Genomic DNA, 25,617 nt, shown 5'->3' on the forward strand with positions numbered 1-25,617 from the left:
CCCGGACTGGGCCTGGTCTCCACAGGCCCAGTCCGGGAAGCCAACCCCTCTAGCCATAGGGATTCCTGGGGATTGACCCCAGGCCCCCGATCAGACCCCAAGGGGATGCAACGACGTGCTGGACGTCAACTTCTTCGACGAACTCCGGATCGGCCTGGCCACCGCAGACGACATTCGACAGTGGTCCTTCGGCGAGGTGAAGAAGCCGGAGACGATCAACTACCGCACCCTGAAGCCGGAGAAGGACGGGCTCTTCTGCGAGAAGATCTTCGGCCCCACCCGGGACTGGGAATGCTACTGCGGTAAGTACAAGCGGGTCCGCTTCAAGGGCATCATCTGTGAGCGTTGTGGCGTCGAGGTCACCAGGGCCAAGGTGCGTCGTGAGCGGATGGGCCACATCGAGCTGGCCGCCCCGGTCACTCACATCTGGTACTTCAAGGGCGTTCCGTCCCGCCTCGGTTACCTGCTCGACCTGGCCCCGAAGGATCTCGAAAAGATCATCTACTTCGCGGCCTACGTCATCACCAGCGTGAACACCGAGCTGCGGCACAACGACCTCCCGACGCTCGAGAACGAGATCAACATCGAGCGCAAGAACGTCGAGTCCAAGCGCGACGCCGACATCGAGGCACGGGCGCAGAAGCTCGAGGCCGACCTGGCCGAGCTGGAGGCCGAGGGCGCCAAGTCCGACGTCCGCCGCAAGGTCAAGGAGGGCGGCGAGCGGGAGATGCGCCAGCTCCGCGACCGGGCCCAGCGCGAGCTGGACCGGCTCGAGGAGGTCTGGACGACCTTCACCAAGCTCGACGTTCGCCAGCTGGTCGTCGACGAGCTGCTGTACCGTGAGCTGGTCGACCGCTACGGCGAGTACTTCACCGGTGGCATGGGCGCGGAGTCGATCCAGAAGCTGGCGACCGAGTTCGACGTCAACGCCGAGGCGGAGAGCCTGCGCGAGACGATCCGCAGCGGCAAGGGGCAGAAGAAGCTCCGTGCGCTCAAGCGGCTCAAGGTCGTCGCGGCCTTCCAGGCCACCGGCAACGACCCCCGTGGCATGGTCCTCGACGCCGTTCCGGTGATCCCGCCGGAGCTGCGGCCGATGGTGCAGCTGGACGGTGGCCGCTTCGCGACCTCCGACCTGAACGACCTGTACCGCCGGGTGATCAACCGGAACAACCGCCTCAAGCGACTGATCGACCTCGGTGCGCCCGAGATCATCGTCAACAACGAGAAGCGGATGCTGCAGGAGGCCGTCGACGCGCTGTTCGACAACGGCCGCCGCGGCCGTCCGGTCACCGGCCCGGGTAACCGGCCGCTGAAGTCGCTGTCCGACCTGCTCAAGGGCAAGCAGGGCCGCTTCCGGCAGAACCTGCTCGGCAAGCGCGTCGACTACTCCGGCCGTTCGGTCATCATCGTCGGGCCGCAGCTGAAGCTGCACCAGTGCGGTCTGCCGAAGGACATGGCGCTGGAGCTGTTCAAGCCGTTCGTGATGAAGCGGCTGGTCGATCTGAACCACGCGCAGAACATCAAGTCCGCCAAGCGGATGGTGGAGCGCTCGCGGCCGCAGGTGTGGGACGTGCTGGAAGAGGTCATCACCGGCCACCCGGTGATGCTCAACCGTGCGCCGACGCTGCACCGCCTCGGCATCCAGGCCTTCGAGCCGCAGCTGGTGGAAGGCAAGGCCATCCAGCTGCACCCGCTGGTCTGTGAGGCGTTCAACGCGGACTTCGACGGTGACCAGATGGCCGTGCACCTTCCGCTGTCCGCGGAGGCGCAGGCCGAGGCGCGCATCCTGATGCTGTCGGCGAACAACATCTTGTCGCCCGCGTCGGGCCGCCCGCTGGCCATGCCGCGTCTGGACATGGTCACCGGTCTGTTCCACCTGACCAGGCTGGACGAGAGCGCACCCGGTGCGGGTCTGGCGTTCTCCTCCACCGCCGAGGCGATCATGGCCTTCGACCGCAAGGTCATCGGCCTGCACGCTCCGGTGAAGATCAGGGTCACCGACCGGCAGCCGGCCAAGGCCGACGAGGCCGAGCTGGTGGAGAAGGGCTGGGAGCCGGGTCAACCCTGGCTCGCGGAGACCACTCTTGGCCGGGTCCTGTTCAACGAGTTGCTGCCCGCGGACTACCCGTTCATCAACGAGCTGATGCCGAAGAAGCGGCAGGCAGTCATCGTGAACGACCTCGCGGAGCGGTACTCGATGACCCAGGTCGCGCAGACCCTGGACCGCCTCAAGGACGCCGGCTTCTACTGGGCGACCCGTTCGGGTGTCACGGTGGCGATCTCCGACGTGCTCGTGCCCGAGGAGAAGCAGGGCATCCTCGACGAGTACGAGGGCAAGGCGAGCCAGGTCGAGAAGCGCTACCAGCGTGGTCAGCTCTCGCACACCGAGCGCAACAACGAGCTGGTGAAGGTCTGGGCGCAGGCCACCGAGGACGTCGCCAAGGTCATGGAGGCGCACTTCCCCGACGACAACCCGGTCGCGATGATCGTCAAGTCCGGGGCGGCGGGCAACATGACCCAGGTCCGGTCGCTGGCCGGTATGCGTGGTCTGGTGTCCAACCCGAAGGGTGAGTACATCCCGCGCCCGATCAAGGCCAACTTCCGTGAGGGCCTTTCGGTGGCGGAGTACTTCATCGCCACCCACGGTGCTCGTAAGGGCCTGGCCGACACCGCGCTGCGTACCGCCGACTCGGGTTACCTGACCCGTCGTCTGGTGGACGTGTCGCAGGACGTCATCGTTCGCGAGACCGACTGTGGCACCAGCCGCGGTATCAACATGATCATCGGTGAGGTCACCGCCGACGGCCGCGTCCTGCGCGACCAGCACGTGGAGACCAGCGTCTACGCACGCACCCTCGCCACGGACGCCGCGGACTCCTCCGGGAACGTGGTGCTCAACGCGGGTGACGACCTCGGCGACCCGGCGATCGAGAAGCTGATCTCCAGCGGGATCGTCAAGGTCAAGGTCCGCAGCGTTCTGACCTGCGAGTCCGCGGTCGGCGTGTGTGCCACCTGCTACGGCCGCTCGATGGCGACCGGTCAGCTGGTGGACGTCGGCGAGGCCGTCGGTATCGTCGCCGCGCAGTCCATCGGTGAGCCGGGTACCCAGCTGACGATGCGTACGTTCCACCAGGGTGGTGTCGCCGGTGACGACATCACCACGGGTCTGCCCCGTGTCACCGAGCTCTTCGAGGCTCGTGTGCCGAAGGGCAAGGCGCCGATCGCCGACGTCGACGGCCGCGTGCGGATCGAGGAGAGCGAGCGGTTCTGGAAGATCACGCTGATCCCGGACGACGGCAGCGAGGAGATCGTCTTCGACAAGCTGTCCAAGCGGCAGCGACTCGCGGTCGGGCCGAACGGCCCGCTCGCCGACGGTGACCACGTCGCGGTCGGTGCGCAGCTGCTGGAGGGTACTCCGGACCCGCACGAGGTGCTGCGTGTGATGGGCCCGCGGGAGGCGCAGATGCACCTGGTGGACGAGGTCCAGAAGGTGTACCGGGCGCAGGGTGTGTCGATCCACGACAAGCACATCGAGGTCATCGTCCGGCAGATGCTGCGCCGGGTGACGATCATCGACTCCGGTGCCACCGACTTCCTGCCGGGCGAGCTGCCCGAGCGGACGAAGTTCGAGGCGACCAACCGGAACTCCGTGGCCGAGGGTGGCGAGCCCGCCTCCGGTCGCCCGGTGCTGATGGGTATCACGAAGGCCTCGCTGACCACGGACTCGTGGCTGTCCGCGGCGTCGTTCCAGGAGACCACGCGTGTCCTGACCGACGCGGCGATCAACGGCCGTAGCGACAAGCTCGTCGGTCTGAAGGAGAACGTGATCATCGGTAAGTTGATCCCGGCTGGTACGGGCATCAACAAGTACCGCAACATCCAGGTGCAGCCGACCGAGGAGGCCAGGGTGGCGGCGTACGCCATCCCGTCCTACGACGACGGCTACTACACCCCGGACGTGTTCGGTACCGGTACCGGTGCGGCGGTCCCGCTGGACGACTACGACTTCGGTCGCGACTTCCGGTAGCCCCACCCGGCCTGGGCCCGCCCAGGCCACCCACCGACACGGCAGGAGCCCCCGCCCCACACAGGGACGGGGGCTCCTCCCGTTGGCGGGGGAGTGCGTTTAGCGGGCTGAATGTCGTCAGTGGGGCCCTGGTCCGACGTTGGTAGTCGGCCAAACCGGGCAAGAACGGGCAAATCGTTGACCTAACCTCTGGTGTTACTTCACCCTGCCGGGTGTCACATTCTCGAGTAGGTGGAGATCGCCCATGCACAGACGTATCGGCAGACTTCTCGTCGCGATGCTGCTCGCCCTCGCGACCTCGGTCGTGGGAGGCACGCTCGTCGCGGCGCCCGCTCAGGCAGACAGCTGCTACACCTGGGGGAGGACGCTGTCCCAGGGCATGTCCGGCAGCGACGTGCGACAACTGCAGATCCGCGTCTCCGGCTACCCCGGCTACGGCGGCGTGATCGCACTGGACGGCGAGTACGGTCCCGCGACGAAGGCGGCCGTCACTCGGTTCCAGCGGGCCTACGGGCTCGGCGCGGACGGGATCGCGGGACCCCAGACCTTCAACAAGATCTACGCCCTGCAGGACAGCGACTGCACACCGGCCAACTTCTCCTACGGTGAGTTGAACAACTGCAACTCCTCCTGGTCCGGTGGACCGTTGTCGGCGTCAGCGGCCAAGGCGAACGCCCTGGTGTCGATGTGGAAGCTGCAGGCGATGCGCCATGCCCTCGGTGACCATCCCATCCGCGTGACCAGCGGGTTCCGCAGCTATGCGTGCAACAACGCGGTCGGCGGCGCGCCCAACAGCCGCCACCTGTACGGCGACGGTGTCGACCTCGGCTCCGGCCCACACTCGCTGTGCACCCTGGCGAAGCAGGCACGCAACCACGGCTTCCGCGGCATCCTCGGCCCAGGATTCCCCGGCCACAACGACCACACCCACGTGGACCACCGCTCGAGCCGCTACTGGGACGCCCCCAGCTGCGGCATCTAACGCCCGAGGCGGCGCTCGTGCCGGGTCGCGTCCCAACGGCCCGGCACCCGTGACGACATTTAGCCCGCTAACTGCAGGTCCCGGCCCTGGACGTCGCAGGGGTGCGGGGAGTGCGTTTAGCGGGCTGGATGTCGTTCGGGGGTCACTTTTCGGCGGCGGCGGTGAGGGCATCCAGATGCGCGAGGAGGGTTCGGCCGGATAGCCGGCCGCCCTGGTGTTCGGTCGAGATCATCCCGCCGCCGTGGCGGAACTTCTTGCGCGGCGAGTACGACGACGAGTCGAACAAGGGGAAGATCTTCCGCTCCCATTCCAGGAAGGCCGGGTAGAGCGTGAGTCGTCGGTCGGCGACAGCCTGGGACACGCCGGCCGTGGAGAACCCGTCGTACGGGGTACTCGTGGCGGCCAGGCTGACCACGTAGTCGTACCGCCAGCGATATGAGTGCCCGCCGTGTTCGAACGACGTTGCACCGGTCACCCGCGTGCGTTGTTGCCGGGCGTGAAACGTGTACCCGCGATGTTCCCCGAGTACCTCGAGGTGGGTCCGCGGGAGTTTGTTGTCCTCCCAGGACGCCGGTATGGATCGGTCGTCGGCGGCCGCGGCGCGGCGGCCGCGGACAGTCGGGCCCGTCTTCACCAGCCATCCGTGCTTACGTGCCAGCAACGGCAGGATGAGTCGGAAGAGTTTTCCCGGTAGCCGACGCACACACCACCAGGCAAGAGCGAGGAAGGCCACGCCGACCAACGCCCACCCCGCAGGCCCGTCGGGCAGCCAATAGAGCAGCTCGTCCACCGGTCCGGTCAGCTCCTCACGTCAGATGTCCAGGTAGCCTTCGGTCTCTTCCTTGGAGTAGTCCGTACCGGTCTCGTCGTACTCGCCGGCCTTCTGCGCGTTCCCGGCGTTGCGCAGCAGCTTGTCCGGTCCGGCGTTCGAGCCGGTACCCAAGCCAGCCTGGGCGACCGCGGTGTCGTTGACCTGGCCGAGCATCGACTTGCCGAAGCCTCCCTGCAGGCGCCCGCCGAGCGCCCCGTCCTTGCCGTAGAACTTGTCCCAGGCCTTCGTGCTGCCGCCCATGATCGACATGTCCGCGTTCCGGCTCAGCTGACGGGACTCGTCCATCGCCCGCTTGAAGCCGGTGCGGAGGCTGCCCATCCGGGTCTTCAGGCTACGCAGGAACGCCAGGAAATCGTCCAGCAGCTTGCGCAGCTTGGCGATCATCCTGCTCACCTTGCTACCGGTGGACACGGCCCGCACCGTGGTGGCGGTGCCCGCGGCGGCGGTCGACGCCCCGGCCGTGGGAATCGCCGCGGCGAGCGCCGGGATCCAGATCATGATCAGCCAGGTGATGAGCTCGGTCAGCAGTGCCTTGACGAAGTCCTCCACAACGGTCATCACCATGCTGGACATCTGCAGCAGCTGGGATACCTCTCCCGCCTGCCCCGCGACACCGTCGATGCCTTTGGCGAACTCGCCGAGCTTCGTTCCCGCGGCTTCGGAAGCCTCACCGCCCCAGGTCTGCAGGGAGGTCTTCAGGTCTTCCTCGAACTTCTGCCGGAGCTCGACGACCCCCTTGCCGATGGCGTCGAAGTTCTCCGCGGCCTGTGACAACGCGGGCCCGTCACCGCTGACGAAATGAATCGCGTCCTCCAGCGGCTGGCACACACTGATCAGGAAGCCGAGTCCCTGACCGACGAGCCAGCCGATGGGATCGGTCGCGATCCCGAGCGCGGCACCACCGAGAGACTGGATGAGCCCGGAACTCTCCGACGCGAGGGCACTGATCTCCGAACCGGTCGCGCCGTCGCTGAGTTTCGAGCCCGCGTCGAAGGCCTTGACGGCGTTCCCGTAGAGGGGAACGGCTTCCTTGGCCTTGTCGCCAATGTCCTTCTCGCCGGTCTTGATGGTGACGCCACCGGCTTCGTGTTCCGTTTCGGCCATGTCCTCGTCCTTCGTGCAACTCAGGGGCCCCATGCCCTCATGTCGAACGGCGTCACCCACGGGAGCCGCGGTGGATCAGTTGTCGATCTGAACCTTGAGTCCATTGAGGAGCGCCTCGACCGCGTCCTCGTGTTGCTGGTAGCCCTCAGCTGCCTTGGTGAACTTGTCGGACCCCGACTGCAAACCGTCCTGGAGGCCGGTGAACAGGTCCTTCAGATCGCCCAGCATTTCCGTGTAGGTGCCCTTGACGAAGATGCCGACGACTCCCCACGACTGGTCGCCGACATCGGCTGTGTCGACGAGTCCGGCGATACCGGACGCGGTGCCCTTCTGGTTCGCGAGCTTGCCCGCATAGGTCCGCAGTTCGTCCTCGCTGACATTGAATCCACCGCTCACCAGGACTCCTCCTCGCCGAAATGTTCAACCATCATGACGCCCGTCCTCTACGACCACGGACTGCTCGCGGTGGTTCCGCGCATTCGCCTTTTCCCTGGCGACGACCATGGTGAGCAGCACTCCCGGTATCGCGGCGACGATCCCGAGCGCCATCAGGAGCCCGGCGTTCGTCGCGTTGGCCAGCAGCGGATTCGGCCACAGTGGACCGATGGCCACCCTGATGGTCTCTCCGGCGGCGGGCAGTTGTTCGAAAGCGAGCCATTGCACGTGATCGAGCACGTGGTTCTCCCCGTGCAGCAGGTACTCCCCGCTCACCGTCGTCCTGGAGGTCATCGAGCTGCCCTGGTGGCTACCGGTGACGTGAAGTTCGACGTCGTAGGCGAGGCCGATGAAGTACGTCAGCCCGTTGATCATCGTGTTGGCCGCCAGGATGAGGAAACACAGTGCTCCGCCGCCGAGGAACATCCGAGGCCAGACCGAATCGATGTCGCCGCCCGCCCGCCGCCTGCGCAGCCTGCCGAGCACGACGACCAAATAGGTGATCGCGAGCGGGGCGAACACGAGGAGGCTCACGATCGTGACCAGCCCGCTCACTCCGACAGCGACGACGAGCCAGGTGACGGTGGTCGCGATCCCCAGCAGCCACGCCAGCGTCAGCGCCCACGTCTTCGCTCGGCCACTCCACTTGCCGCCCAGATATCCCAGTCCGGCGGCCGCGCCATAGCCGAGAACGATCAGCGCGGGCAGTTGTTCTTCGAATGTCACCGGGACGCCCTCAGCGATCGTCGTCGAAGAGGTTCTTCAAGAAATCGTCGCCCTGACTCCCACCCGAACTCGGCGGCGGGGGAGCGGACGACCCGGGCCGGTCGTCGGCACGCAGGAAGGACTGCTCGGAGAAATCGTCGTGCTGTTCGGTCTCGGCGGGCTGCTGGGCGGGCGCGGCCTCCGCCACCCGCGCGCGCAGGTCCTCCATCGGCGTGCCCAGCAGTTCGGACTGCGTCTCGAGGACCTGTTCGGTGAGCTGCAGGTCACCGCCCATGTGCTGGTCGACGATGGTGGCCTGCATCCGGGCCGACTCGGCGACCGCCTGCTGCAGTGTGGACATCAGGGTCGCCGAAAGTGCCTGGGGGCGCTGCTTCAGTGCCTCCTCGGTGAGGGTGATGTCCTTGACGGACCCGCCGGGGCCCGCGACCACGGTCACCGACCGGTCGGGCGACACAGCCGTCGCCTCGAGTGCGGTCAGTTCGTTCTGCATCTCACCGATGCCGGCGAACTGGTCGTCGATCCGCTTGATTTTCGACTGGAACTGCTCGAACTGGGCAACGAGTTGCTCGAACTCCGCTGACAACGATTCCTCCGACTGGGTGCGGGCCTCGACGTTCGTCATATCTTCGCGCTCGCGGACCAGGATGATGCATCGGGTCTTGGAGTGGGGCGAGTTTCCCCCGTTTCGGTTCCGAACTTTCAGCTGGACATCAAGCAAGATCAGGTACACTCCGCGGTCGCGGGCCCCGGGGGTCTGCGTGCGGGGCCGCCAGGATGACGTCGTGACCGGGCCTCGCGGTGGCGCGGTGGCGCCCGCCTGCGCCGTTAACCCACCCCCGATGTGGCCGCGGTATGGACGGGCGGGTATCTTTGACGACCGTGCCCGGCAGGCGTCGGGCCGCTCCGTGTGCCATGCGTTCACGATGGGGTGCTCAGGCACCCGATCAACGGCCGAGGTGCCGCGGAGTTCCACGGAAATCCCGATGGGAAGTTACCGGATCCACGGATCCTGACGCGGGCCGACACGCCCGACCGCGGGGGCCGGGGAAGACACGTAAAAGCTAGACGCGACAGAGAGCTGGTCCATTGCCCACGATCCAGCAGCTGGTCCGCAAGGGCCGCCAAGACAAGGCTGCCAAGCAGAAGACTGCGGCCCTCAAGGGGAGCCCGCAGCGGCGTGGCGTGTGCACTCGCGTGTACACCACGACTCCGAAGAAGCCGAATTCGGCGCTGCGCAAGGTCGCGCGTGTGAAGCTGACCAGCGGCATCGAGGTCACCGCCTACATTCCCGGTGAGGGCCACAACCTGCAGGAGCACTCGATGGTGCTCGTGCGCGGTGGTCGTGTGAAGGACCTGCCGGGTGTCCGTTACAAGATCATCCGCGGTTCCCTCGACACCCAGGGTGTCAAGAACCGCAAGCAGGCGCGCAGTCGGTACGGCGCGAAGAAGGAGAAGAGCTAATGCCCCGCAAGGGTCCGGCCCCGAAGCGGCCATTGATCTCCGACCCCGTCTACGCCTCACCGCTGGTGACCCAGCTGGTGAACAAGGTGCTCAAGGACGGCAAGCGCTCGCTCGCCGAGCGGATCGTCTATGGCGCGCTGGAAGGCGCTCGCGAGAAGTCCGGCACCGACCCGGTCGTCACGCTGAAGCGCGCACTCGACAACGTGAAGCCCACCCTCGAGGTGAAGAGCCGCCGCGTCGGTGGTGCCACTTACCAGGTGCCGATCGAGGTCAAGCCCGGTCGTTCGACCACCCTTGCACTTCGTTGGATCGTTGCCTTCTCGCAGCAGCGCCGCGAGAAGACCATGATCGAGCGCCTGCAGAACGAGCTGCTCGATGCGAGCAACGGCCTCGGGGCCAGCGTGAAGCGCCGCGAGGACACCCACAAGATGGCCGAGTCCAACAAGGCCTTCGCCCACTACCGCTGGTAACGAAGGCTGGCGAGGGCAGCAAGGGCGATCCAGACCCGGCCCGGCCGGCCGAGTTGCCGACTCCCACGTTTGAGACAGGGGAACATTCTCGTGGCACGTGACGTGCTGACCGACCTGAACAAGGTCCGCAACATCGGCATCATGGCCCACATCGACGCCGGTAAGACCACCACCACCGAGCGGATCCTGTACTACACCGGGATCAACTACAAGCTCGGCGAGGTGCACGACGGCGCCGCGACGATGGACTGGATGGAGGAGGAGCAGAAGCGGGGTATCACCATTACCTCGGCTGCCACCACCACCTTCTGGGCCGACCACCAGATCAACATCATCGACACCCCCGGCCACGTCGACTTCACCGTCGAGGTCGAGCGCTCCCTGCGAGTGCTCGACGGCGCCGTTGCCGTCTTCGACGGCAAGGAGGGCGTCGAGCCGCAGTCCGAGCAGGTCTGGCGGCAGGCGGACAAGTACGAGGTTCCGCGCATCTGCTTCGTCAACAAGATGGACAAGCTGGGTGCGGACTTCTACTTCACCGTCGGCACCATCGAGGAGCGCCTCGGTGCCCGGCCGCTGGTCATCCAGCTGCCGATCGGCGCTGAGAACGACTTCCAGGGTGTCGTCGATCTGGTCCGGATGAAGGCTCTGACCTGGCGTGGCGATGTCAAGAAGGGCGAGGACTACGAGGTCGAGGACATCCCGGCCGACCTTGCCGACAAGGCTGTCGAGTACCGGGAGAAGCTGGTCGAGGCCGTTGCCGAGGCCGACGACGCCCTGATGGAGAAGTTCTTCGGCGGCGAGGAGCTCACCGAGGCCGAGATCAAGAACGGCATCCGGAAGCTGACGATCGCCCGCGAGGCCTACCCGGTGCTCACCGGTTCCGCCTTCAAGAACAAGGGCGTGCAGCCCATGCTCGACGCGGTCATCGACTACCTGCCGTCGCCGCTGGAGGTTCCGCCGGTCGAGGGCACGCTGCCCGACGGCGAGACCACCGTGGTGCGCGAGCCCTCCACCGAGGAGCCGTTCTCCGCGCTGGCGTTCAAGATCGCCGCGCACCCGTTCTTCGGCAAGCTCACCTACATCCGGGTCTACTCCGGCAAGATCTCCTCCGGCACCCAGGTCGTCAACGCGACCAAGGAGCGCAAGGAGCGCATCGGGAAGCTCTTCCAGATGCACTCCAACAAGGAGAACCCGATCGAGGTCGGCCAGGCCGGACACATCTACGCGGTCCAGGGCCTGAAGGACACCACCACCGGTGACACCCTCGCCGACCCGCAGAACCCGGTCGTGCTCGAGTCGATGACCTTCCCCGCGCCGGTCATCGAGGTCGCCATCGAGCCCAAGACGAAGGCCGACCAGGAGAAGCTCTCCACCGCGATCCAGAAGCTGGCCGAGGAAGACCCGACCTTCCAGGTCAACCAGGACGAGGAGACCGGTCAGACCATCATCAAGGGTATGGGCGAGCTCCACCTCGAGGTGCTGGTCAACCGGATGAAGACCGACTACAAGGTCGAGGCGAACATCGGTAAGCCGCAGGTCGCCTACCGCGAGACGATTCGCAAGACGGTCGACAAGCACGACTATGTGCACAAGAAGCAGACCGGTGGTTCCGGCCAGTTCGCGAAGGTGATCGTGAAGCTGGAGCCGCTCGAGACCACGGACGGTGCACTCTACGAGTTCGACAACAAGGTCACCGGTGGCCGCGTGCCGCGGGAGTACATCCCGTCGGTCGACGCGGGCGCGCAGGACGCCATGCAGTACGGCGTACTGGCCGGCTACCCGCTCGTCGGGTTGAAGTTCACCTTGTTGGACGGTGCGTACCACGAGGTCGACTCTTCGGAGATGGCATTCAAGATCGCCGGTTCGATGGCGATGAAGGAAGCCGCGAAGAAGGCGAGCCCGGTACTGCTGGAGCCGATGATGGCGGTCGAGGTGACCACGCCCGAGGACTACATGGGTGATGTCATCGGCGATCTCAACTCCCGTCGTGGCCAGATTCAGGCCATGGAGGAGCGGGCGGGGACGCGCGTCGTGAAGGCGCTCGTGCCGCTGTCGGAGATGTTCGGTTACGTGGGCGACCTGAGGTCTCGGACCCAGGGTCGTGCGAACTACTCCATGCAGTTCGATTCCTACGCCGAGGTTCCGTCGAACGTCGCGAAGGAAATCATCGCGAAGGCCACGGGAGAGTGAGCATCGCAGTGAGCGCCAGCGAGCGAGGAGCGGAGCGATTCCGGGGCCTTCGATCAGGCGCAGTGGCTACGGGCGAATAGTCCGTTAGCCCGCGGGCGCGAGGGGGCTTCCTGAGGTCCGCACAACCGACCAGTTAGGTCGCCGTTCGACAGCCACGTCGGCCGGCGAGCAAGCTAAAAAGTCCAGGAGGACATTCCAGTGGCGAAGGCGAAGTTCGAGCGGAGCAAGCCGCACGTCAACATCGGAACCATCGGTCACGTCGACCACGGGAAGACCACTCTGACCGCGGCGATCACCAAGGTTCTGCACGACAAGTACCCCGAGCTGAACCAGGCTTCGGCGTTCGACCAGATCGACAACGCGCCGGAAGAGAAGCAGCGCGGCATTACGATCAACATCTCGCACGTCGAGTACCAGACCGAGAAGCGCCACTACGCGCACGTCGACGCTCCTGGTCACGCTGACTACATCAAGAACATGATCACCGGTGCCGCTCAGATGGACGGTGCGATCCTGGTGGTCGCGGCGACCGACGGCCCGATGCCGCAGACCCGCGAGCACGTGCTGCTCGCGAAGCAGGTCGGCGTGCCGTACATCGTCGTGGCGCTGAACAAGGCCGACATGGTCGACGACGAGGAGATCCTCGAGCTCGTCGAGCTGGAGGTCCGTGAGCTGCTGTCGAACCAGGACTTCCCGGGCGACGACGCCCCGGTCGTCAAGGTTTCCGGCCTCAAGGCCCTCGAGGGTGACGAGAAGTGGGCCGAGACGATCATCGAGCTCATGCAGGCCGTCGACGACAACGTGCCGGACCCGGTGCGTGACCTCGACAAGCCGTTCCTGATGCCCGTTGAGGACGTCTTCACGATCACCGGTCGTGGCACCGTCGTCACCGGTCGTATCGAGCGCGGCATGGTGAACGTCAACGAAGAGGTCGAGATCGTGGGTATCCGCGAGAAGGCCACCAAGACGACCGTCACCGGTGTCGAGATGTTCCGTAAGCTGCTCGACTCGGGTCACGCTGGTGACAACGTCGGTCTGCTCCTGCGTGGCATCAAGCGTGAGGACGTTGAGCGCGGCCAGGTCGTCGTGAAGCCCGGCACCACCACGCCGCACAACTCCTTCGAGGGCTCGGTGTACATCCTGTCCAAGGACGAGGGTGGCCGTCACACGCCGTTCTTCAACAACTACCGTCCGCAGTTCTACTTCCGTACCACCGACGTGACCGGCGTCGTGACCCTCCCCGAGGGCACCGAGATGGTCATGCCGGGCGACAACACGGACATCAGCGTCGAGCTGATCCAGCCGGTCGCCATGGACGAGGGTCTGCGGTTCGCCATCCGTGAGGGTGGCCGGACCGTTGGCGCGGGCCAGGTCACCAAGATCAACAAGTAGTTTTCGGTGAGACCCGGGGGCAACTCACCCCCGGCTTTCACTTGAAAAACTGCGTGTGCGAGACTATTAGGGTTGCTCGTTACGGGGCGGCCGAATCTCTGTGGAGATCGGCCGCCCCCGCGCGAGTGCCCGGGGCTCGTGATCACCACGAGTCGGAAGCGGTGGACGTTCGCGTGCACCGGCTTCCAGTTACCGAGAGACCTACCGGCACACGACGATCCTGCGGGATCGGTCTGCGCACGGGGCGCGACACGCCCGACCGCGTGGACCGGAGACAGGCTCGTTGACGTGCGGGATAGCGGCACGAGACGACCCCCTTGGCCGCCCGAACGTCGCGAGACGGATCGGCGATCGAGGGTGGGCCGGCAGGGTCTGCCCGAGAAGTCGATTCTCGGGTTGGCCGAGGACAGAGACGAAGGAACGAGCTGCCACCATGGCGGGACAGAAGATCCGCATCCGGCTCAAGGCCTACGACCACGAGGCGATCGATGCCAGCGCGCGCAAGATCGTTGAGACGGTGACGCGCACCGGCGCCTCGGTCGTTGGCCCGGTGCCGCTGCCCACCGAGAAGAACGTTTACTGCGTCATCCGCTCGCCGCACAAGTACAAGGACTCGCGCGAGCACTTCGAGATGCGCACGCACAAGCGTCTGATCGACATCCTCGACCCGACGCCGAAGACGGTGGATGCGCTCATGCGCATCGACCTTCCGGCGAGCGTCGACGTCAACATCCAGTAAGCGCGTTGGGCGAGCGGCGGAGATAAGAGACTCATGTCTGACAGGCAAGTGAAGGGCATCCTGGGCACCAAGCTCGGCATGACGCAGGTCTTCGACGAGAACAACCGGATCATTCCGGTGACCGTCGTGCAGGCCGGGCCGAACGTGGTGACCCAGGTGCGCAACCAGGAGACCGACGGCTACAAGGCCGTACAGCTGGCTTTCGGCGCTATCGACCCGCGCAAGGTCAACAAGCCGGTGAGCGGTCACTTCGGCAAGGCCGGTGTGACCCCGCGGCGTTACCTCGTGGAGCTGCGTACGACCGACGCCGAGACCTACGAGGTCGGCCAGGAGATCACCGCTGAGGTGTTCGACGCCGGCGCCGTGGTCGACGTGACCGGAACCAGCAAGGGCAAGGGCTACGCCGGTGTCATGAAGCGGCACGGCTTCAAGGGCCAGGGCGCCAGCCACGGTGCCCAGGCCGTGCACCGCAAGCCTGGCTCGATCGGTGGCTGTGCCACCCCGGGCCGTGTCTTCAAGGGCATGCGGATGGCCGGCCGGATGGGCAACGACCGAGTGACCACCCAGGGTCTGACCGTGCACGCCGTGCGTGCCGAGGACGGGCTGCTGCTGATCAAGGGTGCGTTGCCCGGCCCCAGGGGCGGCGTGGTGTTCGTCCGTAACGCCGCGAAGGGTGGTGCAACCTCATGAGCACGCTCGAACTGAAGACCCCGGCCGGTAAGGCCGACGGCACCGTCGAGCTGCCCGCCGAGATCTTCGACGTGCAGGCCAACGTGCCGCTGATGCACCAGGTCGTGGTGGCCCAGCAGGCCGCCGCGCGCCAGGGCACGCACTCGACGAAGACCCGTGGCGAGGTCGCGGGCGGCGGCAAGAAGCCGTACCGCCAGAAGGGCACCGGCCGGGCCCGTCAGGGTTCGATCCGCGCGCCGCAGTTCGTCGGTGGTGGCACGGTGCACGGCCCGAGGCCGCGCGACTACGACCAGCGCACTCCGAAGAAGATGAAGGCCGCCGCACTCCGTGGCGCCCTCTCGGATCGGGCCCGCGCAGGGCAGTTGCACGTGGTGACCGAGCTGGTCAGCGCCGACGCTCCGTCCACCAAGGGCGCGAAGCAGGCACTGGCGGCCGTGACCGAGGCCAAGCGGATCCTCGTGGTGCTGCATCGCGACGACGAGTTCGGCTGGCGGTCCGCGCGCAACCTCGACTACGTGCACCTGATCACGCCGGACCAGCTGAACACGTACGACGTGCTGGTCAACGACGATGTGGTCTTCACGAAGGCGGCGTTCGACGCGTTCGTCGCAGGCCCGGCAAAGGGCAAGGGTGCCAAGGCGAGCGCCCGCTCCAGCGAGGTCTCGGAAGGGAGTGACGAGCAGTGAGTTCCGTGGCGATCCCCGACCCGCGCGACATCTTGCTCGCGCCGGTGATCTCCGAGAAGTCCTACGGGCTGCTCGAGGACCACAAGTACACGTTCCTGGTTCGCCCGGACGCCAACAAGACCCAGATCAAGATCGCGGTCGAGAAGGTGTTCGGTGTCAAGGTGGTCAGCGTCAACACGTTGAACCGCCAGGGAAAGCGTAAGCGCACCCGGTACGGCTTCGGCAAGCGCAAGGACACCAAGCGCGCTGTCGTGACTCTGTCGGCCGAGAGCAAGCCGATCGAGATCTTCGGCGGCCCCGCCGCGTAAGGGACTGAGCAGACAATGGGCATTCGCAAGTACAAGCCGACAACGCCGGGCCGGCGTGGCTCGAGCGTCTCCGACTTCGCCGAGATCACTCGGTCGGAGCCGGAGAAGTCGCTGCTGCGTCCGCTGCACGGCCGTGGCGGTCGCAACTCGTCCGGCAAGATCACCACCCGGCACAAGGGTGGCGGCCACAAGCGCGCGTACCGCGTCATCGACTTCCGTCGCAATGACAAGGACGGCGTGCCGGCCAAGGTCGCGCACATCGAGTACGACCCCAACCGCACCGCGCGGATCGCGCTCCTGCACTACGCCGACGGGGAGAAGCGCTACATCATCGCCCCCGAGAAGCTGAAGCAGGGCGACCCGATCGAGAACGGCCCGCGCGCCGACATCAAGCCGGGCAACAACCTGCCGCTGCGCAACATCCCGGTCGGCACCGTGATCCACGCGATCGAGCTCCGCCCCGGTGGCGGCGCCAAGATCGCGCGGTCCGCCGGTGCCCGGGTGCAGCTCGTCGCCAAGGACGGTCCCTACGCCCAGCTGCGGATGCCCTCGGGCGAGATCCGCAACGTGGACGTGCGCAACCGGGCCACGGTGGGCGAGGTCGGTAACTCCGAGCACTCGAACATCAACTGGGGCAAGGCAGGCCGTAGCCGCTGGAAGGGCAAGCGCCCGACCGTCCGTGGTGTCGTGATGAACCCGGTCGACCACCCCCACGGTGGTGGTGAGGGTAAGACCTCCGGTGGTCGCCACCCGGTGAACCCGAACGGTAAGCCGGAGGGTCGTACCCGCCGCCGCAAGCCGAGCGACCAACTGATCGTCCGCCGCCGGCGTACCGGCAAGAAGCGCTGAGCAGGGAGGTAGAAGCATATGCCGCGCAGCCTGAAGAAGGGCCCGTTCGTGGACGACCACCTGCTCAAGAAGGTGGACGTGCTCAACGAGTCCGGCAAGAAGACCGTCATCAAGACCTGGTCCCGCCGCTCCACGATCATCCCGGACTTCCTGGGACACACGATCGCGGTGCACGACGGCCGTAAGCACGTCCCGGTATTCGTCACCGAGGCGATGGTGGGTCACAAGTTGGGCGAGTTCGCTCCGACGCGGACCTTCAAGGGTCACATCAAGGACGACCGCAAGTCGCGCCGCCGCTGAGCGGGCACGAGAGACACATAGGGAAGCAGATGAACGCCCAGAACAACGCCACGGCGACGGCAGAAGAGTTGCCGACCGCCGTCGCGCGGGCTCGCTTCGTCCGGGACTCGCCGACCAAGGTGCGCCGGGTGATTGAGCTCATCAAGGGTCGTAGCGTCAGCGAGGCCCTGGCCGTGCTCCGGTTCGCGCCGCAGTCGGCCAGCGACCAGCTCGCGAAGGTGATCGCCAGCGCAGCGGCCAACGCCGAAAACAACCTCGACCTCGACCCGGACACGTTGTGGATTCGCAACGCGACGGCGGACGAGGGTCCGACGCTCAAGCGCATTCGTCCGCGGGCCCAGGGGCGCGCGTACCGGATCCGCAAGCGCACCAGCCACATCACGGTGATCGTGGAGTCGCGGCCCAAGTCCGAGAAGAGCGCAGCGAAGTCCAAGAGCGGTAAGAAGAAGGCAGGTGGCCGGTAGTGGGCCAGAAAATCAACCCGCACGGCTTCCGGCTGGGAATCACCACTGACTGGAAGTCGCGCTGGTACGCCGACAAGCAGTACGCGGAGTACGTCGCCGAGGACGTGAAGATCCGCAAGCTTCTGTCCACGGGCATGGAGCGCGCGGGCATCTCCAAGGTCGAGATCGAGCGCACTCGTGACCGCGTTCGCGTCGACATCCACACCGCCCGGCCGGGCATCGTGATCGGCCGCCGTGGTGCGGAGGCCGACCGGATCCGTGGCGCGCTGGAGAAGCTCACCAAGAAGCAGGTGCAGCTGAACATCCTCGAGGTGAAGAACCCCGAGGCCGACGCCCAGCTCGTCGCGCAGGGTGTCGCGGAGCAGCTGTCCAACCGGGTGGCCTTCCGTCGTGCGATGCGCAAGGCGATCCAGACCTCGATGCGCTCGCCGCAGGTGAAGGGCATCCGGGTGCAGTGCGGTGGTCGTCTCGGCGGTGCCGAGATGTCCCGGTCGGAGCACTACCGCGATGGCCGCGTTCCCCTGCACACGCTGCGTGCCGACATCGACTACGGCTTCTTCGAGGCCAAGACGACCTTCGGCCGTATCGGTGTGAAGGTGTGGATCTACAAGGGTGACATCGTCGGTGGCCTCAAGGCCAAGGAGGCGCGCGACGCCGCCGCGGCCGCCGAGCGCGCCCCGCGTCGTGACCGTCCGTCCCGTCCGCGCCGTTCCGGCGCCTCGGGCACCACGGCCACCTCCACCGAAGCCGGCCGGGCCGCGGCAGCAGCCCAGGGTGGCGGGCGTACCGACACGGAGGCCGCGACCAGCGAGGCGCCCGCCGTGGCGTCGCCGGACGCGGCAGAGAAGACGGAGGGCTGACGCGTGCTAATCCCACGCAAGGTCAAGCACCGCAAGCAGCACTCCCCGAAGCGCTCCGGTGCCGCCAAGGGCGGCACGAAGGTGACCTTTGGTGAGTACGGCATCCAGGCGCTTGAGCACAGCTATGTGACCAACCGGCAGATCGAGTCCGCTCGTATCGCCATGACCCGGCACATCAAGCGTGGCGGGAAGATCTGGATCAACATCTTCCCCGACCGCCCGCTCACGAAGAAGCCTGCCGAGACCCGCATGGGTTCCGGTAAGGGTTCGCCCGAGTGGTGGGTGGCCAACGTGAAGCCAGGCCGGGTGATGTTCGAGATGAGCTTCCCCAACGAGCAGGTGGCTCGCGAGGCGCTGCGCCGCGCGATCCACAAACTGCCGATGAAGTGCCGAATCGTGACCCGTGAAGGTGGTGAGTTCTGATGGCGAAGGCAGGAGCCGTTGCGGCCTCAGAACTTCGTGAGCTCTCGGCTGAGGAGCTTGTGCTGCGGCTGAAGGAAGCCAAGGAGGAGCTGTTCAACCTCCGGTTCCAGATGGCCACCGGGCAGCTGGACAACAACCGTCGGCTGCGCACGGTTCGGACGGACATCGCGCGCATCTACACCGTGATGCGCGAGCGCGAGCTCGGGCTGTCCGTTTCACCAGATGACTCAGAAGGCGAAGAGGGTGCCGCATGAGCGAGAAGGCTGAGGAGCTCGCGAAGCAGCCGGTACAGAAGGTCGATTCCGACCGGAACTACCGCAAGATCCGAGAAGGCTACGTCGTCTCGGACAAGATGGACAAGACGATCGTGGTCGAGCTCGAGGACCGCAAGAAGCACGCGCTGTACGGCAAGGTCATGCGCTCCACCACCAAGGTGAAGGCGCACGACGAGGAGAACACCGCCGGTACGGGTGACCGTGTGATTCTGATGGAGACGCGCCCGCTGTCGGCCACCAAGCGCTGGCGGCTCGTGCGGATCGTCGAGAAGGCCAAGTAGTACGCAGTTCTAGGCCGCGAAGGCCCAGTTAGACCGAGTTTGTCAGGTCGGAAATCTGGCAGACCAAGAATGGTCAGGAGAAAGAAGTGATTCAGCAGGAGTCGCGACTACGAGTCGCCGACAACACGGGTGCCAAGGAGATCCTGACCATCCGCGTGCTCGGTGGTTCGGGGCGGCGCTATGCGGGTATCGGCGACATCATCGTCGCTACCGTCAAGGACGCCATTCCGGGTGCCAACGTGAAGCGCGGAGATGTGGTCAAGGCCGTCATCGTCCGCACGGTCAAGGAGAAGCGTCGTCCGGACGGTTCGTACATCCGCTTCGACGAGAACGCCGCCGTGCTCATCAAGAACGACAACGAGCCCCGCGGAACCCGCATCTTCGGCCCGGTCGGCCGCGAGCTGCGCGATCGGAAGTTCATGAAGATCATCTCGCTCGCGCCGGAGGTGTTGTGATGAAGGTGAAGAAGGGCGACACGGTCGTCGTCATCGCCGGCAAGGACAAGGGCGCCAAGGGCAAGGTCATTCAGGCCTACCCGGAGCGTGAGCGGGTCCTGGTCGAGGGTGTGAACCGGATCAAGAAGCACACCCGGATCTCGCAGACCCAGCGTGGCGCGCAGTCCGGCGGCATCGTGACCCAGGAAGCCCCCATCCACGTGTCGAACGTGCAGGTCGTCGATTCCGACGGCAAGCCGGCCAGGGTGGGCTACCGCATCGGCGAGGACGGCAAGAAGGTTCGCGTCTCGCGCAGGAACGGTAAGGACATCTGATGACGGCCCCGACGAGCACTGAGAAGATCACGCCGCGGTTGAAGACCCGGTACCGCGAGGAGATCGCAGGCCAGCTCCGCGAGGAGTTCAGCTACGCCAACCCGCACCAGATTCCCGGTGTGGTCAAGGTCGTGGTGAACATGGGCGTCGGTGACGCCGCTCGGGACAGCAAGCTGATCGAGGGCGCCATTCGCGACCTGGCGACCATCACCGGTCAGAAGCCCGAGGTGCGTAAGGCCCGCAAGTCGATCGCCCAGTTCAAGCTTCGTGAGGGGCAGCCCATCGGCGCCCGCACGACGCTGCGTGGCGACCGGATGTGGGAGTTCCTCGACCGCCTGCTGACGATCGCGCTGCCGCGTATCCGCGACTTCCGCGGACTCTCGCCCAAGCAGTTCGACGGCAACGGCAACTACACGTTCGGCCTGACCGAGCAGTCGATGTTCCACGAGATCAACCCGGACGCCATCGACCGCCCGCGCGGTATGGACGTCACCGTTGTCACCACAGCCACGACGGACGACGAGGGCCGGGCGCTGCTGCGCAAGCTCGGCTTCCCGTTCAAGGAGAACTGAGCGATGGCCAAGAAAGCGCTGATCCACAAGGCCGCCAAGAAGCCGAAGTTCAAGGTTCGCGGTTACACCCGCTGCCAGCGTTGCGGGCGCCCGCACTCGGTGTTCCGCAAGTTCGGCCTCTGCCGGATCTGCCTGCGCGAGATGGCGCACGCGGGCGAACTGCCCGGCGTGAGCAAGTCCAGCTGGTAAAGGCCGTACCACAAACTCCCAGTTCGCCACAGGCCCAGGCCGAGTGCCAGGGAACCAGGGCGAGAAAGGTTGACAGGTCACCATGACGATGACCGACCCGATCGCAGACTTCTTGACCCGTCTGCGTAACGCGAACTCGGCGTACCACGACGAGGTTGTGCTTCCGCACTCCAAGATCAAGGCGAACATCGCCGAGATCCTCAAGCGCGAGGGCTACATCGCTAGCTTCCGCGATGAGCCGGGCGAGAAGCACAAGAACCTGGTCGTGGAGCTGAAGTACGGCCCGAACCGTGAGCGCAGCATTGCTGGTTTGCGCCGGGTGTCCAAGCCCGGTCTGCGGGTGTACGCAAAATCGACCGAACTGCCCAACGTTCTGGGTGGCCTCGGCGTCGCGATCATCTCGACGTCCGCCGGCCTGCAGACCGACCGGCAGGCCAAGCGCAACGGCGTGGGCGGCGAAGTCCTCGCCTACGTCTGGTGAGGAAGGGGGACTAAGGCATATGTCACGCATTGGGAAGTATCCGGTCCCCGTCCCTTCCGGGGTCGAGGTGACCATCGACGGTCAGCTGATCACCGTCAAGGGGCCCAAGGGCACCCTGTCGCACACCGTTGCCGAGCCGATCACGGTCCAGCGCGGCGAGGACGGTTCTATCGAGGTCAAGCGCCCGGATGACGAGCGCGAGAGCCGTTCGCTGCACGGTCTGACCCGCACCCTGGTGAACAACCTGGTTGTCGGCGTCACTGACGGCTACGAGAAGAAGCTGGAAATCCACGGCGTCGGTTTCCGTGTGCAGGCCAAGGGTTCGGACCTCGAGTTCGCCCTGGGCTACAGCCACCCGGTGAAGATCGCCGCGCCTGAGGGCATCACCTTCAACGTGGAGAGCCCCACCCGGTTCTCGGTGACCGGCATCGACAAGCAGAAGGTCGGGCAGACCGCGGCGGTTATCCGCAAGCTGCGCCGCCCGGATCCCTACAAGGGCAAGGGCTTGCGCTACGAGGGTGAGCGCATCCGTCGCAAGGTCGGAAAGACGGGTAAGTGATCATGAGCGACACGACTATCAAGCGCAAGCCGGTCGGCAAGGACATCTCGACCCGCCGTCGCGTTGCCAAGGCCCGCCGCCACTTCCGTCTTCGCAAGAAGATCAGCGGCACGGACCAGCGTCCGCGCCTCGTGGTCAAGCGGTCCTCGCGGCACATCACGGTCCAGCTCATCGACGACCTCGCCGGGCACACCCTGGCTTCGGCGTCGACCCTGGAGGCGGACGTGCGCGCGCTGTCGGGCGACAAGAAGGCCAAGGCCGCGAAGGTCGGCGAGTTGGTCGGCGCACGCGCCAAGAGCGCGGGCATCACAACCGTGGTGTTCGACCGTGGCGGCAACGCCTACCACGGGCGGATCGCGGCACTGGCCGACGCAGCCCGCGAAGCCGGGTTGGAGTTCTGACGTTATGCAGTTGCTGGTGAATGGAAGGAAAGCCTGATGCCGGGACGTACACGGCAATTCGGCGGAGGCCAGGGCGGCCCCGGCGGTCAGGGCGGCAACGACCGCAATGACCGGCGCGACCGCAGGGACCGTCGTGATGGTGGCCGTGGCGGGGCGGCCCAGGACAAGACCCCGCACCTCGAGCGCGTCGTAGCGATCAACCGCGTCGCCAAGGTCGTCAAGGGTGGCCGGCGCTTCAGCTTCACCGCGCTCGTCGTCGTCGGCGACGGTGACGGCCAGGTCGGTGTCGGCTACGGCAAGGCCAAGGAGGTTCCCGCGGCGATCGCCAAGGGTGTCGAGGAGGCGAAGAAGAACTTCTTCCGCGTGCCTCGCATCGCCGGCACGATTCCGCACCCCATCCAGGGTGAGGATGCCGCGGGTGTGGTGCTGCTCCGTCCCGCCAGCCCCGGTACCGGTGTTATCGCCGGTGGCCCGGTGCGTGCGGTGCTGGAGTGCGCCGGTGTGCACGACGTGCTGTCGAAGTCGCTCGGTAGCGACAACGCCATCAACATCGTGCACGCGACCGTTGCAGCGCTGAAGGGCCTGCAGCGTCCCGAGGAGGTCGCGGCCCGCCGTGGCCTGCCGCTCGAGGACGTTGCTCCCGCCCGGATGCTGCGTCAGCGTGCGGGTCAGGGGGTCTGAGATGGCTCAGCTGAAGGTCACCCAGATCAAGAGCAAGATCGGCGCCAAGCAGAACCACCGGGACACCCTGCGCACCCTCGGGCTGCGCAAGATCCGGCAGTCTGTGGTGCGTGAGGACACCCCCCAGGTCCGTGGCCTCGTTCACGCGGTGCGGCACCTGGTGACTGTGGAGGAGGTCAAATAATGGCCATCAAGATCCACCACCTCCGGCCGGCACCGGGATCGAAGACCGACAAGATTCGCGTCGGCCGCGGTGAAGGTTCCAAGGGCAAGACCGCCGGTCGTGGCACGAAGGGCACCAAGGCCCGGAAGAACGTGCCCGCCGGCTTCGAGGGTGGGCAGCTGCCCATCCAGATGCGGCTGCCGAAGCTGCGTGGCTTCAAGAACCGGTTCCGTACCGAGTACCAGCCGGTGAACGTGGGCGACATCGCCCGCGTCTTCGCCGACGGTGGCAAGGTCGGCGCCGAGGAGCTCGCCGCCAAGGGTCTTGTCCGCAAGGGCAAGCTCGTGAAGGTGCTCGGCAACGGTGAGGTCGGCAGCGTCAAGCTGGACGTCACCGCCGATGCCTTCTCCGGCAGCGCCAAGGAGAAGCTCGAAGCCGCTGGTGGTTCCGCCACCACGAACTGAGCCACTTCGGCACAGTTATCGCTCGACAGGGCCCGCCCCCGGTTCACGAACCGGAGGCGGGCCCAAGTCGTTTCCCGCCCCTCACCGCTGTCCACGCCCACCACAGCCACCGCCAGCCGCCCCAGTCGCATCCAGCGCCCCCCAGCCCCAGCGCCCCTACCCGAGCGGCCCCGGAATCCTCCCGCCCCCGCCCCCGGTGCGCGTTTAGCGGGCTGGATGTAGGCCCCGCCGCTTGCTCGCCGCCACGCCCGCTACCTGCATTTAGCGGGCTAAATGCACTTCCTGGGCAGGCGCGCGCTCATCCGAGCACCCCTCACCTGATCGGCCCCCTTCAATGGTTGGGAGTCTGGAGAGCCGAAAGGGGTTACTGGCCGGTTGGTCTATACCTCCAGTGCTGAGTCGATACCGTCGGGCCCGCAAACCTGAACCGATTCCGATGCGGGTTCTCCCGCAGGAAGGTCACGGGAATGGCGAATTCGACAATCACGAGAACCACGGGAAGGCGACGGCTTTCCGCGCTGATCGGCGGGGTCGGCACGATGGGCCTCCTGCTGACTGGAGTCACAGCTGCGCAGGCTGCGCCTCAGGAAGCCGAGCACTGCGTCTACTCGGCGTCCACGCAGACCTACACCTGCCATCACAGCCTCACCGAGGCCACGGCCACCGGCAACCGGCTCGCGAAGGCGCAGGGCGATGTCATCGGGGCCACGGTCTTCGAATTCCGCGACTATGGCGGGGCCTCGTTGACGATCACCGTCCCCAAACCGTGCCCCAAGAATGACCGGGTCGATTTCTGGTTGGACCTCGACGAGTGGAAGAACTCGATCTCCTCGGTGCAGGCCTGGTCGTCGTGCTGGATCTGGCTGTATCCGGAGTCCGGTGGCCGAGCCGGACCGTTCAAGGACAAGCATCCGGACGTCGGTAGCTATATCGACAACCGCACGGCCACGGTCGGACTGAGCTGAGCAAGGAGGGATCATGGCAAGGACACGACGACTCGGTGCGACGTTCGCCATTGCCGCACTGGCGGCCGGCGCGATGCTCTCGCCTGGAGTGGCCGCGGCCGAGGACCAGCCGACGGTGCGACAGTTGCTGGAACAGTGCGAGCAGGGAAGAACGGATGTGTGCGAATTCCATCCGAGCGGCTCGCCCGAGGTCTACCGCGGTTCCTACCAGCTGGCCGGTGGCTCGCAGAACTGCTCCCCAGGCAAGTCGACGCGAGTGATTCGCTGGGAGTCCTCCCAGACGACCACCAACAGCGTGGGAGTGACCATCTCGGCGAAGGCCACTCTCGGGGAGGTCTTCGAGGTCGGCTTCGAGACCAGTTACCAGCGTGAGTGGAGCTGGACCACTTCGAAGGCCGACGAGATCCGCCACGAACTGGGCCCGTACCAGGCAGTGGACATCTTCGCGGCACCGATGCGGCAGAAGGTGCGCGGAACGTACGAGATGCACTTCGGTGACCGCTACTACGGCCACTACTACTGGTACGTGCACAACGTCGTGATCGACGGGCCGGACTCCAACCCGGCCTGGGACGTCAAGGTCCAGGAGACCAGCACCGACTGCTAGGAGCATTCAGCCCGCTGAACGCGTTTCGGGGCACAGGTGACCCCTGACCGCGTTTAGCGGGCTGAATGTCGTCTCGGCCGACTGTGGACGCGGCCCGCGGGCGGCGTCTCCGGGCGCGGTACTTGGGGGTTCGGGGCCAGCAAGTCCCGACCTCCGTCGGTATTTGCCGTATGCGTTGCCGGGTGCCACGGCGGGGCTGTTAGAGTCGGCGACACGCTTCGGGACAGATGTGCCCCGAAGCGTTCCTGGCTTGCCCAGTCAGTGAAAAGTGT

34 protein-coding genes are annotated in these 25,617 nt (G+C 66.1%); 29 read left to right on the plus strand and 5 right to left on the minus strand.

The features are described 5' to 3' along the window. Nucleotides 1–115 precede the first annotated feature (115 nt). Nucleotides 116–4,027, plus strand: coding sequence for a DNA-directed RNA polymerase subunit beta' (locus BM199_RS14565; protein ID WP_091673760.1), 3,912 nt, complete (start codon nucleotides 116–118; stop codon nucleotides 4,025–4,027). Between the two features lie 244 nt (nucleotides 4,028–4,271). Continuing rightward, nucleotides 4,272–5,009: a D-Ala-D-Ala carboxypeptidase family metallohydrolase gene (locus BM199_RS14570; RefSeq protein WP_091673761.1), complete on the plus strand. Its 738-nt coding sequence runs from the start codon at nucleotides 4,272–4,274 to the stop codon at nucleotides 5,007–5,009. A gap of 142 nt (nucleotides 5,010–5,151) precedes the next feature. Here BM199_RS14570 and BM199_RS14575 read toward each other — a convergent pair whose 3' ends face one another. From BM199_RS14575 to BM199_RS14595, 5 genes are all read right to left on the minus strand, one after another. Beyond that, on the minus strand, nucleotides 5,152–5,799 hold the full coding sequence (locus BM199_RS14575) for a hypothetical protein (RefSeq protein ID WP_091673762.1): 648 nt from the start codon (nucleotides 5,797–5,799) through the stop codon (nucleotides 5,152–5,154). A gap of 21 nt (nucleotides 5,800–5,820) precedes the next feature. Further along, entirely contained in the window at nucleotides 5,821–6,945 is a 1,125-nt protein-coding gene (locus BM199_RS14580) for a hypothetical protein (protein ID WP_091673763.1), read from the minus strand. A gap of 75 nt (nucleotides 6,946–7,020) precedes the next feature. Next, nucleotides 7,021–7,341 carry an ESX-1 secretion-associated protein gene (locus BM199_RS14585; RefSeq protein ID WP_091673764.1) on the minus strand — a complete coding sequence of 107 codons (321 nt, stop codon included), beginning with the start codon at nucleotides 7,339–7,341 and terminating at the stop codon, nucleotides 7,021–7,023. A 24-nt stretch (nucleotides 7,342–7,365) separates the two neighbouring features. Then, nucleotides 7,366–8,106 (minus strand): hypothetical protein, encoded by a 741-nt coding sequence (locus BM199_RS33880; RefSeq protein ID WP_091673765.1) that lies wholly within the window; start codon nucleotides 8,104–8,106, stop codon nucleotides 7,366–7,368. 10 nt (nucleotides 8,107–8,116) lie between these two features. Beyond that, entirely contained in the window at nucleotides 8,117–8,689 is a 573-nt protein-coding gene (locus BM199_RS14595) for a YbaB/EbfC family nucleoid-associated protein (RefSeq protein ID WP_091673987.1), read from the minus strand. A gap of 503 nt (nucleotides 8,690–9,192) precedes the next feature. Between BM199_RS14595 and rpsL the strand changes: the two genes are divergently transcribed. The 27 genes from rpsL to BM199_RS14730 all read left to right on the plus strand — a co-directional run bounded on the left by rpsL (nucleotide 9,193) and on the right by BM199_RS14730 (nucleotide 25,345). Then, nucleotides 9,193–9,567, plus strand: coding sequence for a 30S ribosomal protein S12 (gene rpsL, locus BM199_RS14600; RefSeq protein WP_003102113.1), 375 nt, complete (start codon nucleotides 9,193–9,195; stop codon nucleotides 9,565–9,567). Further along, nucleotides 9,567–10,037: a 30S ribosomal protein S7 gene (gene rpsG / locus BM199_RS14605; protein WP_091673766.1), complete on the plus strand. Its 471-nt coding sequence runs from the start codon at nucleotides 9,567–9,569 to the stop codon at nucleotides 10,035–10,037. The genes rpsL and rpsG overlap by 1 nt, the downstream gene beginning before the upstream one ends. A 90-nt stretch (nucleotides 10,038–10,127) precedes the next feature. Beyond that, nucleotides 10,128–12,227, plus strand: a complete 2,100-nt coding sequence (gene fusA, locus BM199_RS14610; RefSeq protein WP_091673767.1) for an elongation factor G — start codon at nucleotides 10,128–10,130, stop codon at nucleotides 12,225–12,227. Nucleotides 12,228–12,425: 198 nt separating this feature from the next. After that, nucleotides 12,426–13,619, plus strand: a complete 1,194-nt coding sequence (tuf, locus tag BM199_RS14615; RefSeq protein ID WP_091673768.1) for an elongation factor Tu — start codon at nucleotides 12,426–12,428, stop codon at nucleotides 13,617–13,619. A 433-nt stretch (nucleotides 13,620–14,052) separates the two neighbouring features. Further along, nucleotides 14,053–14,358: a 30S ribosomal protein S10 gene (gene rpsJ, locus BM199_RS14620; RefSeq protein WP_003883485.1), complete on the plus strand. Its 306-nt coding sequence runs from the start codon at nucleotides 14,053–14,055 to the stop codon at nucleotides 14,356–14,358. A 33-nt stretch (nucleotides 14,359–14,391) separates the two neighbouring features. Then, complete coding sequence (gene rplC, locus BM199_RS14625) at nucleotides 14,392–15,048, plus strand: 50S ribosomal protein L3 (protein ID WP_091673769.1); 657 nt, start codon at nucleotides 14,392–14,394, stop codon at nucleotides 15,046–15,048. Further along, complete coding sequence (gene rplD / locus BM199_RS14630) at nucleotides 15,045–15,734, plus strand: 50S ribosomal protein L4 (protein ID WP_091673770.1); 690 nt, start codon at nucleotides 15,045–15,047, stop codon at nucleotides 15,732–15,734. The genes rplC and rplD overlap by 4 nt, the downstream gene beginning before the upstream one ends. Further along, nucleotides 15,731–16,042, plus strand: coding sequence for a 50S ribosomal protein L23 (rplW, locus tag BM199_RS14635; protein WP_091673771.1), 312 nt, complete (start codon nucleotides 15,731–15,733; stop codon nucleotides 16,040–16,042). Before rplD ends, rplW begins: the two co-directional genes overlap by 4 nt. A gap of 15 nt (nucleotides 16,043–16,057) precedes the next feature. Continuing rightward, nucleotides 16,058–16,891 (plus strand): 50S ribosomal protein L2, encoded by an 834-nt coding sequence (gene rplB / locus BM199_RS14640; RefSeq protein ID WP_091673772.1) that lies wholly within the window; start codon nucleotides 16,058–16,060, stop codon nucleotides 16,889–16,891. An 18-nt stretch (nucleotides 16,892–16,909) separates the two neighbouring features. Beyond that, a complete protein-coding gene (rpsS, locus tag BM199_RS14645) occupies nucleotides 16,910–17,191 on the plus strand; it encodes a 30S ribosomal protein S19 (protein ID WP_026468892.1) in 282 nt (93 codons plus the stop codon). 29 nt (nucleotides 17,192–17,220) lie between these two features. After that, the gene (gene rplV / locus BM199_RS14650; protein WP_091673773.1) at nucleotides 17,221–17,655 is read left to right on the plus strand and encodes a 50S ribosomal protein L22; all 435 of its coding nucleotides are present in this window, start codon (nucleotides 17,221–17,223) and stop codon (nucleotides 17,653–17,655) included. Continuing rightward, nucleotides 17,655–18,515 carry a 30S ribosomal protein S3 gene (rpsC, locus tag BM199_RS14655; protein ID WP_091673774.1) on the plus strand — a complete coding sequence of 287 codons (861 nt, stop codon included), beginning with the start codon at nucleotides 17,655–17,657 and terminating at the stop codon, nucleotides 18,513–18,515. Before rplV ends, rpsC begins: the two co-directional genes overlap by 1 nt. Before the next feature lie 3 nt (nucleotides 18,516–18,518). Beyond that, on the plus strand, nucleotides 18,519–18,938 hold the full coding sequence (gene rplP / locus BM199_RS14660) for a 50S ribosomal protein L16 (RefSeq protein WP_091673775.1): 420 nt from the start codon (nucleotides 18,519–18,521) through the stop codon (nucleotides 18,936–18,938). Next, nucleotides 18,938–19,192 (plus strand): 50S ribosomal protein L29, encoded by a 255-nt coding sequence (rpmC, locus tag BM199_RS14665; protein WP_091673776.1) that lies wholly within the window; start codon nucleotides 18,938–18,940, stop codon nucleotides 19,190–19,192. The genes rplP and rpmC overlap by 1 nt, the downstream gene beginning before the upstream one ends. After that, nucleotides 19,189–19,494, plus strand: a complete 306-nt coding sequence (gene rpsQ, locus BM199_RS14670) for a 30S ribosomal protein S17 (protein WP_091673777.1) — start codon at nucleotides 19,189–19,191, stop codon at nucleotides 19,492–19,494. The genes rpmC and rpsQ overlap by 4 nt, the downstream gene beginning before the upstream one ends. Before the next feature lie 86 nt (nucleotides 19,495–19,580). After that, nucleotides 19,581–19,949 (plus strand): 50S ribosomal protein L14, encoded by a 369-nt coding sequence (gene rplN, locus BM199_RS14675; protein ID WP_024876329.1) that lies wholly within the window; start codon nucleotides 19,581–19,583, stop codon nucleotides 19,947–19,949. After that, nucleotides 19,949–20,263: a 50S ribosomal protein L24 gene (gene rplX, locus BM199_RS14680; RefSeq protein ID WP_091673778.1), complete on the plus strand. Its 315-nt coding sequence runs from the start codon at nucleotides 19,949–19,951 to the stop codon at nucleotides 20,261–20,263. The genes rplN and rplX overlap by 1 nt, the downstream gene beginning before the upstream one ends. Continuing rightward, the gene (gene rplE / locus BM199_RS14685) at nucleotides 20,263–20,835 is read left to right on the plus strand and encodes a 50S ribosomal protein L5 (protein ID WP_091673779.1); all 573 of its coding nucleotides are present in this window, start codon (nucleotides 20,263–20,265) and stop codon (nucleotides 20,833–20,835) included. Before rplX ends, rplE begins: the two co-directional genes overlap by 1 nt. A gap of 3 nt (nucleotides 20,836–20,838) precedes the next feature. Continuing rightward, nucleotides 20,839–21,024: a type Z 30S ribosomal protein S14 gene (locus BM199_RS14690; RefSeq protein ID WP_091673780.1), complete on the plus strand. Its 186-nt coding sequence runs from the start codon at nucleotides 20,839–20,841 to the stop codon at nucleotides 21,022–21,024. 82 nt (nucleotides 21,025–21,106) lie between these two features. Beyond that, entirely contained in the window at nucleotides 21,107–21,505 is a 399-nt protein-coding gene (rpsH, locus tag BM199_RS14695; protein ID WP_091673781.1) for a 30S ribosomal protein S8, read from the plus strand. A 19-nt stretch (nucleotides 21,506–21,524) separates the two neighbouring features. Beyond that, nucleotides 21,525–22,064: a 50S ribosomal protein L6 gene (gene rplF / locus BM199_RS14700; RefSeq protein WP_091673782.1), complete on the plus strand. Its 540-nt coding sequence runs from the start codon at nucleotides 21,525–21,527 to the stop codon at nucleotides 22,062–22,064. Nucleotides 22,065–22,066: 2 nt separating this feature from the next. Continuing rightward, nucleotides 22,067–22,465 carry a 50S ribosomal protein L18 gene (rplR, locus tag BM199_RS14705; RefSeq protein ID WP_091673783.1) on the plus strand — a complete coding sequence of 133 codons (399 nt, stop codon included), beginning with the start codon at nucleotides 22,067–22,069 and terminating at the stop codon, nucleotides 22,463–22,465. Nucleotides 22,466–22,501: 36 nt separating this feature from the next. Continuing rightward, nucleotides 22,502–23,146, plus strand: coding sequence for a 30S ribosomal protein S5 (rpsE, locus tag BM199_RS14710; RefSeq protein ID WP_091673784.1), 645 nt, complete (start codon nucleotides 22,502–22,504; stop codon nucleotides 23,144–23,146). Nucleotide 23,147: 1 nt separating this feature from the next. Next, nucleotides 23,148–23,330: a 50S ribosomal protein L30 gene (gene rpmD, locus BM199_RS14715; RefSeq protein WP_091673785.1), complete on the plus strand. Its 183-nt coding sequence runs from the start codon at nucleotides 23,148–23,150 to the stop codon at nucleotides 23,328–23,330. Further along, nucleotides 23,330–23,773, plus strand: a complete 444-nt coding sequence (gene rplO / locus BM199_RS14720) for a 50S ribosomal protein L15 (RefSeq protein ID WP_177242623.1) — start codon at nucleotides 23,330–23,332, stop codon at nucleotides 23,771–23,773. Before rpmD ends, rplO begins: the two co-directional genes overlap by 1 nt. A 467-nt stretch (nucleotides 23,774–24,240) precedes the next feature. Next, complete coding sequence (locus BM199_RS14725; protein ID WP_245788367.1) at nucleotides 24,241–24,738, plus strand: hypothetical protein; 498 nt, start codon at nucleotides 24,241–24,243, stop codon at nucleotides 24,736–24,738. Between the two features lie 13 nt (nucleotides 24,739–24,751). Next, nucleotides 24,752–25,345: a hypothetical protein gene (locus BM199_RS14730; protein ID WP_245788368.1), complete on the plus strand. Its 594-nt coding sequence runs from the start codon at nucleotides 24,752–24,754 to the stop codon at nucleotides 25,343–25,345. Nucleotides 25,346–25,617: the final 272 nt, after the last annotated feature.

Origin of the sequence: Amycolatopsis marina, from assembly GCF_900111885.1 — a bacterium.
In the GTDB taxonomy this organism is placed as follows: domain Bacteria; phylum Actinomycetota; class Actinomycetes; order Mycobacteriales; family Pseudonocardiaceae; genus Amycolatopsis; species Amycolatopsis marina.